The organism is Paenibacillus agaridevorans (assembly GCF_003112455.1).
GTDB classification, from domain to species: domain Bacteria; phylum Bacillota; class Bacilli; order Paenibacillales; family Paenibacillaceae; genus Pristimantibacillus; species Pristimantibacillus agaridevorans.
On the sequence record NZ_BDQX01000240.1, the window covers coordinates 1 to 8,435 of the forward strand.

Here is an 8,435-nt window from a genome sequence, read left to right on the forward strand (position 1 = left end):
GGAGGCGGCCGCCTATTTTGCGGACGAGCCCCGGGTCTCGGTGATGTGCCGCGACTTGGCGGATCTCGATGCGCGGGGGGCCGACATCGTGACGGGCTCGCAGTTTCTGCATCATTTTGCATCCGAGGAACTGCCGGACGTTGCTTCCGCCATGCTGCGGGCCTCCAGGATCGGCATCGTTATTCAAGATATTCATCGTCACTGGCTGCCCTGGGCGGCCGTATGGCTCGCGGCCCGACTGGTGTCAACCAACCGGTATATTCGCAATGATGGTCCGTTATCCGTTGCCAAAGGGTTCCGCGCGGAGGATTGGAAGCAATTGGACAAGGCGCTGGGCTCGCCCGGACTGACCTGCAACTGGCGGCCCTTGTTTCGCTATGTCGTTACCATTGCGGCACAACCGGGGGGCGTTGCGGATGAGTGATCGCGGGACGTTGGACGTTGCCATTCTCGGTGCGGGCATAGCCGGCAGCTGCATGGCGATTCTGATGGCGCGGCGAGGCTGGAAAGTGGCGCTCATCGATCGCCGGACGTTCCCGCGCCATAAAGTCTGCGGGGAGTTTCTATCTCCCGAGGCGGTCGACTCGCTGATCGCCTTGGGGCTCGGAGACTGCCTGCAGTCGCTGGGGCCCGCAGTCATTGGTCGTGCACGGTTGATCCTCGGAAACGGCGCTTCGATTATCGCTCCATTGCCTGGTCCGGCATGGGGCATCAGCCGTTACCGTCTTGATAAAGCTCTGCATGAGGAAGCAAGGCTTGCAGGAGCCGAAGTCGTGACGGAAACCGCCGTTACTGCGGTTGGCTTGGCGAACGATGGGTACGAACTGCGGACGAGGCGAGGCTCCGAGGCGGCTGCGATTTCATCGAGGACCGTAATCGGCGCATGGGGAGGAAACGGGCGCGTACCGGATTTTCCGGATGCGGTGCGCCGGCGTCCTGCCCCATGTCCGTACATGGGCATCAAGATGCATGTGTCCGGCATCGAGATGGACGGGGATTTGGAGCTTTATTTTTTCGAAGGCGGTTATTTGGGGCTGTCTTCTGCCGGGCAGGGCATCGTTAACGCAGCAGCGTTGTTTGACCAGCGCGCCTTTCGGCAGTCGCCCTCAGCGGTAATCGGTTGGCTCAAGGAGGCCGAGGCCCGCCACCCCTCGTTAGCAAGAAGGATGGAGGAGGCACTCCCCCTTGAGGAATCGCAAGCGGCGATTGCGCCCGTGCGCCTTTATGACGCTCCGCTCGCCTGGAACGGCATCCCTTTAATTGGCGATGCTTGCGTGACAATACCGCCCCTGTGCGGGGACGGCATGTCGATGGCGATCCGTTCCGCGCAGCTCTGTTCGGAGTCGGCCGATCTATTTTTGAGAGGCGAAGCGACGCGAGAGCAATGGAGGCGCGATTATGAGGGAGCGATCGCCCGGCATTTTCGAGGCCCGCTCAGGTGGGGGCGACTGCTTCAGCGCACGGCAGGCCATCCTGCGTTTTCGATGCTGGCCGCTACGGCAGCAAGTCGACTGCCAGGCGTCGTTCGACAAGTAGTTAAAGCCACTCGGCTTGGCAAGATGAATATGCCATCATGATAAGCTTGCAAGCTGTAAGCACCGCCTCGACAACCGTACCGCCTGCCGCCGATGAGTATTTAGGAAGGCCTGCAGGAGTGATGGAGGAAGGTGCTATCGAGATATGTTTATCCCTCTAGAGAAGGGCTCTAGGGGGATTTTTGTATGCCTAAATCTAATAATATTTTCCAAATCCGTGGTGACGACGAAAAAAGATTGTTGTGGAAAATTCGATGCGCGAGTTATGATAACGGTTACAAATCTATTGGAGGAGAACAGGATGAAGGTACTCGTATTATGGCAAAGACTCTATGTTTTTCAAAAGGTAATTGTTGTGTTTGCAATCGTCATGTTGCCTGTATTACTCATTATCTTGTGGATGAATATGTCCGCTATCACAATTATGAAGAAACAATCGGTGGATTCCAATCTTTCGAGCGTGGCCTTTTTTACCGGACAACTTAATGATCAGATCTCTTTTATCCGCCGGCAGCAGCTTAAGCTGTTGAACAATTCCGACCTACAGAAGATCGGTTTTTTAGGTAGTCTTATCAGGGAATACGAGGATTATCAGATGGTTACCAGGGTGAGGGAGGAGTTGACAGCCATTCGCAGCTCTAGCGAGTACATTTCTAGTGTAGGGACGGCTGTTCTCCCTTTCGGTTATACGATTTCAACAAATAATGGCATTACCAAGCTTCCAAACCCCGAATCAGAGTTGATCGAATTTTATCAGAAACATAAACAAACGCAACCTTTATACTATTTTGATAATAAATTGTACTTTATGGAGTCTGCAAATAACGGAAATATTCTCGTCTATGTCGAGCTTTCGATCCCCCGCTTGGAGCAGTCCCTGCAGCAGTTGCTTGAGCCTTACAAGGATTCCGGAGCATCGCTTGTTAATGACGCCCTCTCGCATGTTGTTTCCATTCAACCGAATTCCTTCATGTGGAAGAACATTAGTACCTATTTCGATGATGAAAGGGATAACCTCAATCCGTCTATCGTTCCCCATGTAGAACACGAAAACTATCTGATCACGCGCATAGCGGTCTCATCCCTGGGGCTGACGCTGTACACCTATTTGAATCAGGATGAGATAACAGACCCTATTAATCAATTTAATTACTGGTTAGTTATCCTGACATTTCTTTCGCTTGCTATTGTCGTGTTGTTTGGTTTTTCTTTGAATTGGATGATTCATAAGCCGTTGAAACGGCTCACCGACTTATTCAATCGTGTAGAAGCGGATAATTTGATTCGTTCTAGTCGCCCGCAACAGGATAGCGAATTTAATTATTTATACCGTAATTTCGACAAGATGATGGATAAACTTCGCCAATCCATTCAAGAAAACTATGAACAAAAAATAGCGCTGCAGTACTCCGAGATGAAACAAATGCAATCTCAAATCAATCCTCATTTTCTTTACAACAGTTTTTTTAATTTATATATGATTTGCAAAAGCGGAGATATGGAGAGTGCCGCGCTTATGGCGCAGAAGCTGGGCGGCTACTACCAGTTCATTACGCGAAACGGCAAGGATGAAGTGACTTTAGAGGAGGAGTATCAGCACGCATTGGACTATTGTGAAATTCAAAGTATTAGGTTTGCCAATCGCATTACGGTCGAAATTGCCGAGTTAGAAGGCGAATTCGCATTAAGAAATGTCCCTAGACTGATTGTTCAGCCGCTTGTAGAAAATGCATTTGAACACGCATTTGATAATGGCACGCGTCGTGGGGTAGTTCGAATCAGCGCGCGTTGCACGGAGCACATCCTACATATCAAGGTTGAGGATGATGGCCAGTATTTAACAGACGACCGACTTCAGGAACTTCAGGTATGGCTTGCTGCTTCTGACAAGTCAGTGGAAAAAACAGGGCTGATAAATGTGCATAGACGTATTCGTCTAAAGTATGGCGAGGAGAGCGGTGTAGTCGTTTCACGCAGTGAATCAGGCGGCATGAAGGCGGAATTATGGATTGATTTTAAGGGAGGAGCGAACCAAGATGTACAGAATGCTGATTGTGGATGATGAACCGGCAATTGTGGATGGTTTAATGCAGTATTTTCAGGATGAGGAGAGCTTGGAGCTGGATTTGTGCAAAGCCTATTCGGCTGAAGAGGCGCTAAACATTATCGAAAGAACCAAGTTGGATCTAATCATAAGCGATATTCGCATGCCTGGAAAAAATGGTATTCAGCTTGCAGATGATTTGCTGTTGTACTGGCCCAATTGCCGCATTATTTTTCTGACCGGCTACAGTGATTTTGATTATGCTCATAAGGCGATTCGCCGGCAGGTAGAAAACTATATTTTAAAAACAGAAGGCATTGCAACCATCCATAAAGCAGTGGTAGAAACAATCGCAAAGATCCGGAAAGAGGAGCAGAGTCGCTACCATATAGAGCATGCAAAGCTGCAATTGACAGCAGCAGAGCCTTTGCTAAAGCGGGAGCTGTTCGAAGATCTGCTGATCGGAGAGGTTGATGCAGAGAGATGGAATGGTGCCGAATATAGCCAGCTCTCTATTCAAATCGATAGCGCAAAGCCAATGGTGATGGTGGCAGGCAAAGTCGATTTGTGGGAGCAGCGTCATTCGCATACAGAGCGTATGGAAATATTTTATGGCGTACAGAAGCTTTTTTCAGAGCAATTGTCAGGCATATGTCGCTTAGAAACTTTGATTCATGACCGTAATGAATTGTTATGGTTCATCCAGCCTGGCGAGGAGTCGAGATTGTTTGTGGATAGCGAAGGCAGGATAAACTGGCATGGAATAATGGACTACTTGAAGGGAATATTGGAGCCGGTCCAAATAGGTTGTTGGAATGAGCTTGGGATTTCTATTTCCTTTGTCCTCTGTAACGGACTGGTTACCCAGGGCAATATTATTGCACAGGTTGAGGCGATGCGGGCCGCCTTCAAAAAACGGGCGATGAACGGACAATCAATGGCTATTATGGACTTGCGCATGGATGAAACCGGGAAGCAGGAAGGGGCAGCAAAGCTTCCTGTTTACTCTACTGATTTTGACAAAAAATTAATTCAGCTGGAAAGATGCATAGAAACTGGAGATAACGCAGCTGTGAGGGAACAGGCCGCGCAGCTTCTCGATCTGTTGCGTAGGGACTTTGTTAATAACTACATTCTAGGGCTTGAAAGGTGTTATAGGCTATTATCAGCCTATTTATCTATTCTTAACAATTTACAATCCGACGATAGCTATTTGAAAGAGCAGCAGTTGGCGCTTCTGCCGTCACCCGAGTTGCTGGAAGATTGGGGCGCTTTTGCAAGCCGTTTGCTGGATTTAGGAGAAACCATATGCAAGTGGAAGCAAGAACATGTGGAAAAAAGCGAGCATTTGCTCATCGAACGCATTCATCGCTTTATTGGAGCTCATCTCGGCAGTGATCTATCTCTGGCGCGTATTGCCGAGGTTGTGTTTTTTAATCCAGCTTATCTCTCTCGCTTTTATAAGAAGGTTACGGGCCGCAATTTGTCGGATTATATCAATGAAGTAAGAGCGAAAGCGGCAGTCGAGATGCTAACTAGAACGCAGCTTAAAGTAAATGAGATCGGCTTAAAGCTTGGCTTCGAATCCCCCTCCTACTTTACAGCCTTTTTTCGCAAGATGACTGGAGCGACCCCGCAGGAGTATCGGGAGATGGTTATTCGATCTGGTAAATAAAACAGAACGTTGTAAAGATCCTTATATTGATAGCGATTACAAGCCAAACTTATACTTAAATTGCAGAAGAAATCCAATTAATAGGGGGAAGGGCATGAAGAGAACTTTGTTAAGTTTTATCGTAATCATGTTTATTAGCAGTATTGTACTGGCAGCATGTTCGCAAAAACAGCAGGAGCCAGAGCCGCCAAAAGAATCTAGCGATGCGAATCAAGAGCAGGCTGAGGACCCAGCCTCATTCGATCCGCTTGGCAAGTACGAAACGCCGGTTACAATTACCCAAGTGCTGTCTTATCGGCCGCCAGAAGAGCAAGATGCTCTAAAAGGGGTTACACCGGAAACCAATGCCTATCTGAAAGATTTAAAAGAAATGATGAATATCGATTTGAAATACTTGTGGTCGGTGCCAATGGATCAATATGCGGAAAAGTTTAGCCTGTCGATAGCTTCGGGTGATTTGCCGGATATGATGATGGTGGATCAGGCGACCTTTCTGAACTTTGTAAGGCAAGGGCTGGTGGCTGATCTCTCGGAGGTTTATGAAAACTACGCATCTCCGACATTGAAAAGGGTGATCGAATCCGATGGCGGCCTCGCGCTTCAGGCCACTACTGTGGATGGCAAAGTAATGGGGCTTACAACCAGTTTTCAAAGTGCTGTGCAACTGGCTTACATTCGTGCCGATTGGCTAAAAAATCTTAACTTGCCGGTTCCTAAAACAATGGAGGAATTTGAAGCCGTAGCAGAAGCATTTGTTAAGAACGACCCGGATATGAATGGCGAAAACGATACTTACGGTTTTGCCATGAACAAAAACTTTCTTGTTGGTGCATGGGCATTTGACGCACGCGGAATATTTTATTCCCACCAGTCTTATCCAGGCGGGTGGATAAAGGGGCAAGACGGCACTTTGCTGCCAGGTGAAATTCAACCCGGTACAAAAGAAGCGCTGACCAAGCTGCAAGACTGGTATAAGAGAGGCATTATCGACAGAGAGTTTGCGCTTAAGGATGAAAATAAGGTTAGTGAAGACATTGTTGCAGGCCGTGTCGGAATTACATTGGGAGAGTGGTGGGTCCCGAACTGGCCGCTGAATCTTAGCAAGGACAATAATCCGAATGCGGAGTGGATTGCAGTGCCGCTTCCGGAGGTAGGGGGAGAATCGGCGAAAACATTGATTAGCCCCACTTTAAACGCCATTATGGTTGTCAATAAAAAGTATAAGCAGCCTGAAGTAGCTGTGAAACTTGCCAACTACTACTTGGAAATGAGAAAACCGAAGTATATAGATAAAAGCTCGCCGGATTACAAGGGAGCGGATAGCGGTTATATTTACAACTGGTTTGAGCCGCGGTTTATTTATCCGAACTATTTGGATGATGCTTTTATAGCAGTAAATGAAGCTTTGGACAAAGGACAAACGGACATTCAAATTCCAGAAGATTTTCTGGCTGCCGGGGAAGCGGCACAGTTTTTCAATGAGTCAAAAAAATTTATGGATAATAAAAAAGACAATGCCGCTTGGGGCTTCTACTATAGCCGGGTAGCCAAAGAGGGTGGATTCGGGCTGTCCAAAAAAGCGCTGGATGACAAACAATTTATACAAAATGAGTTTTATGGGACCCAGACACCTACCCAGCTTGAACGAGGCGGTTCCCTAAATAAATTGATGGCAGAAACATTTACGAAAATTGTGATGGGCGAGGACATTGATCAATTTGATAAGTTTGTAGAAAGCTGGAAAACGCTTGGCGGAAATGACATTACGGATGAGGTAAATGAGTGGTATAAGGGAAAATAACTAGCATTGCCTAGAAGGGAATGGAGGGAAGAGGATGCGTTCTTCCCTCCATTTTTGTGGGAGGAATGAAATGGCATGAAGCAATTAACTCAACGTAAAGGGCGGTACATGCTAGAATTGCCGCTGCACCTTATGCTTATTCCGGGCATACTGGTAACGCTCGTTTATTCTTATGGTCCAATGTTTGGAATTATAATGGCTTTTCAAAAGTTTGAGCCGGCCATGGGCTTTTTTAAATCAAAGTGGGTAGGATGGAAAAATTTCGAATATATTTTTCGCTTGCCCGATTTTCAGCAAGTCATATGGAATACCTTCTTTATTTCAGTGATGAAAATCTGTCTGGGTCTTGCGGTGCCGTTAATTCTGGCATTGCTATTAAATGAACTGATTCGCGGTTGGTTCGCGCGATTTGTACAAACCACTATATTTATGCCCTTTTTTCTTTCTTGGGCTGTGCTTGGCGGCATCATGATCGAATTGTTTTCTATAAAAGGACCCATTAATTCGGTTGTATCCGCTTTCGGTTTCGAACCAATTATGTTTATGGCAGAAAAAAATTGGTTCGTTGCTATTGTGGTCGCTTCCGATGTCTGGAAGGGCATGGGTTATAACATGATTATTTTTTTAGCAGCTATTATGGGCATAAATGCAAATTTGTATGAGGCTGCTGAAGTGGATGGCGCGGGGAAATGGAGACAGATGCTGCATGTGACTCTCCCGGGCATGATGCCCATTATTGTGCTGCTCTGCACTCTAAGCCTGGGAAGTGTACTCAGTGCAGGCTTCGATCAAATTCTTGTTCTATACAACCCGATCGTATATGAAACGGGAGATGTAATAGATACTTTTGTTTATCGATTAGGATTGTTTGAGCAGCAGTATGCACCTGCTGCAGCGATAGGACTATTTAAAGCGGGAATTTCTGTCGTATTGGTGTCCATCTCCTACTACCTCGCCTATCGACTAAGCAACTATCGAATATTCTAAAAGGCGGGTGAAAAGGTGATCCATCGAAAAACGTTAGGCAGGACGGTATTTAGTGTCATTAACATTCTGCTTCTGTCCATTATGTCCCTTCTATGTATCGTTCCATTTGTGCATCTCATTTCTGTATCATTGAGCTCTAATATTGCTGCGTCAGCCGGTGAGGTAAAGCTATGGCCGGTCAATTTCACTGTAGAAGCCTATAAGTTTCTCGGGCAGAAGGTTGAATTTATTCGTTCGCTCGGCATTTCAATCCAAAGAGTAGCGATAGGGACGGTTATTAATATGGTGCTGGTTTTTATTACAGCCTACCCGTTGTCTAAATCCAATGCGCAATTTGGCTGGCGAACGAAGTATGTTTGGTATTTTGTCATTACTATGTTTTTTGGCGGGGGG

The 8,435-nt window shown here is 47.0% G+C and carries 7 protein-coding genes; all 7 read left to right on the forward strand.

Going from position 1 to position 8,435, the window contains the following annotated elements:
• Positions 1–424: class I SAM-dependent methyltransferase (locus PAT3040_RS37295; RefSeq protein WP_507763375.1), on the forward strand; the 424-nt coding region annotated here is incomplete at its 5' end.
• A complete protein-coding gene (locus PAT3040_RS20925; protein ID WP_181376756.1) occupies positions 417–1,577 on the forward strand; it encodes an NAD(P)/FAD-dependent oxidoreductase in 1,161 nt (386 codons plus the stop codon). The genes PAT3040_RS37295 and PAT3040_RS20925, both read left to right, overlap by 8 nt.
• Before the next feature lie 259 nt (positions 1,578–1,836).
• The gene (locus PAT3040_RS20930; protein WP_181376757.1) at positions 1,837–3,597 is read left to right on the forward strand and encodes a sensor histidine kinase; all 1,761 of its coding nucleotides are present in this window, start codon (positions 1,837–1,839) and stop codon (positions 3,595–3,597) included.
• Positions 3,572–5,254: a response regulator gene (locus PAT3040_RS20935; RefSeq protein WP_108994269.1), complete on the forward strand. Its 1,683-nt coding sequence runs from the start codon at positions 3,572–3,574 to the stop codon at positions 5,252–5,254. Before PAT3040_RS20930 ends, PAT3040_RS20935 begins: the two co-directional genes overlap by 26 nt.
• Positions 5,255–5,348: 94 nt before the next feature.
• Positions 5,349–7,055 (forward strand): extracellular solute-binding protein, encoded by a 1,707-nt coding sequence (locus tag PAT3040_RS20940; RefSeq protein ID WP_108994270.1) that lies wholly within the window; start codon positions 5,349–5,351, stop codon positions 7,053–7,055.
• Positions 7,056–7,130: 75 nt separating this feature from the next.
• Positions 7,131–8,042, forward strand: coding sequence for an ABC transporter permease (locus PAT3040_RS20945; RefSeq protein ID WP_258235087.1), 912 nt, complete (start codon positions 7,131–7,133; stop codon positions 8,040–8,042).
• Positions 8,043–8,057: 15 nt separating this feature from the next.
• Positions 8,058–8,435: ABC transporter permease family protein (locus PAT3040_RS20950; protein ID WP_507763376.1), on the forward strand; the 378-nt coding region annotated here is incomplete at its 3' end.

Excerpts from the sequence above, each read along its gene's own strand:
- PAT3040_RS20925 (WP_181376756.1), top strand. The coding sequence starts at position 417 with ATGAGTGATCGCGGGACGTTGGACGTTGCCATTCTCGGTGCGGGCATA.
- PAT3040_RS20930 (WP_181376757.1), top strand. The coding sequence starts at position 1,837 with ATGAAGGTACTCGTATTATGGCAAAGACTCTATGTTTTTCAAAAGGTA.
- PAT3040_RS20935 (WP_108994269.1), top strand. The coding sequence starts at position 3,572 with ATGTACAGAATGCTGATTGTGGATGATGAACCGGCAATTGTGGATGGT.
- PAT3040_RS20940 (WP_108994270.1), top strand. The coding sequence starts at position 5,349 with ATGAAGAGAACTTTGTTAAGTTTTATCGTAATCATGTTTATTAGCAGT.
- PAT3040_RS20945 (WP_258235087.1), top strand. The coding sequence starts at position 7,131 with ATGAAGCAATTAACTCAACGTAAAGGGCGGTACATGCTAGAATTGCCG.